At 64.1% G+C, this 1,689-nt stretch carries 2 protein-coding genes; both read left to right on the top strand.

Annotated features, from left to right (window positions below):
• Positions 1-731: methyl-accepting chemotaxis protein (locus tag CKY51_RS22095; RefSeq protein WP_244952567.1), on the top strand; the 731-nt coding region annotated here is incomplete at its 5' end.
• A 354-nt stretch (positions 732-1,085) separates the two neighbouring features.
• A partial coding sequence (locus tag CKY51_RS22090) for an MCP four helix bundle domain-containing protein (protein WP_211904941.1) occupies positions 1,086-1,689 on the top strand: 604 nt, incomplete at its 3' end.

Genomic DNA, 1,689 nt, shown 5'->3' with positions numbered 1-1,689 from the left:
AGCTGGCCATCGGCGCCGCGAGTGTGGCGACCCAGGGCGGCGAGGTGGTCGGCCAGGTGGTCGACACCATGGCCGGCATCGAGGCCTCGTCGAAGAAGATCGCCGACATCATCAGCGTCATCGACGGCATCGCCTTCCAGACCAATATCCTGGCCTTGAATGCCGCGGTGGAAGCCGCGCGTGCCGGCGAACAAGGCCGCGGCTTCGCCGTGGTGGCCTCGGAAGTGCGCACCCTGGCGCAGCGCTCCTCCGGCGCTGCCAAGGAGATCAAGGACCTGATCGCCGACTCGGTCGAACGCGTGGCCACCGGCTCGGTGCTGGTCAACACTGCCGGCAAGACCATGGGCGAGCTGGTGGCCAGCGTGCAGCGGGTCACCGACATCATGGGTGAGATCTCCGCCGCCTCGCAGGAGCAGTCCGCCGGTATCGAGCAGGTCAATCAGACCATCACCCAGATGGACGAGACCACCCAGCAGAACGCCGCGCTGGTGGAAGAAGCCACCGCCGCTGCGCGTGCGCTGGAAGACCAGGCCAGCCAGCTGACCGAGGCGGTGGCGGTGTTCAAGACCGATCTGGTCGCCAGCACCGGCCCTGCCGTGCGGACCGCATCGGCACCCCAGGTCGCCGCCAACGTCAGGGCCAAGCTCGCCGTGGTCGGCCGCAGTGCCGGTGCCAAACCGCGCGTGGTCGCTCCGCCGACCACCGGCGAGAGCAGCTGGGAAGAGTTCTGATCCAGTGGCAACCGGCATCGGTGGGCGCAGGTCCACCGATGCCGGTGCCGCCGGCATGCGCCTCGCCGGCCATTCCCGTCGAGCATCGCGTCTCTCGCAGCGACGATGACAAACGGAGCTCGTCCGTTACGAGCGTCGCCCTCCATGCAGCGCAGCACCTCGAAGCCACACTCGGCAAAGCGTCCTTATCAGCGTTGACGATGAAGCAATGCGCCCAGTCCAGCACCTAAAAATGGACTATGCCACTGGCTTGATCGCGTTCCCGCTCGACACCGGGAGCACCGGACAACGAGCGCGACCACCATTGCCTGCAATGCACCACCCGCTTCTCTTCCTTGCCTACCAGGTATCTCGATGATCGGTTTTCTCCAACGCTACAACGTCGGCACGCGCCTGTCTGCCGCCTTCGGCCTTCTTATTCTGCTGTCCTGCGGCCTGGTAGTGGCCGGGCTGGTGACCTTGGCACAGGCGCGCGAGCGCATGAATTCGATCGTCAACCATAATATGTCCGTCCTCGAATATGTCAGCGAGATGCGCAGCGCCAGCTCGGCCATTGCCATCCAGCTGCGCAATATCGTCCTGCCAACCACGCAAGAGGAAAACATCGGTTTCGCCAAGATCGTCGAACAACAGAACCAGCGCTACCAGGATTTCCGTAAAAAGCTGTATGCCCGTCCGCCGTCCAACGCCAAAGCCGCCGAGATGCGCCAGCAGATCGATGTCGCACATGTGAAGGCACAAGCCGCCAACCAGTTGGTGCTGGACCTGGGCATGAACTACAAGCCGGACGAGGCACTCAAGGCGCTGATGCAACAAGCGGCTCCCGCGAACGAGAAGTGGCAGGACGCCCTCACTGCCTATGCCGAGCGGCAACATGTCCGAGGCGCAGAAGCTTACGAGGCCGCCAATGTCGCCATGGACCAAGGCCGCTCTACACCTCTCCGAGCCCACTATACTT

This window comes from Xanthomonas maliensis (genome assembly GCF_009192945.1).
Classification (GTDB): domain Bacteria; phylum Pseudomonadota; class Gammaproteobacteria; order Xanthomonadales; family Xanthomonadaceae; genus Xanthomonas; species Xanthomonas maliensis.
Note: the sequence above shows the minus strand (reverse complement) of the source record. Positions and strands in the feature narration are given on the sequence as shown.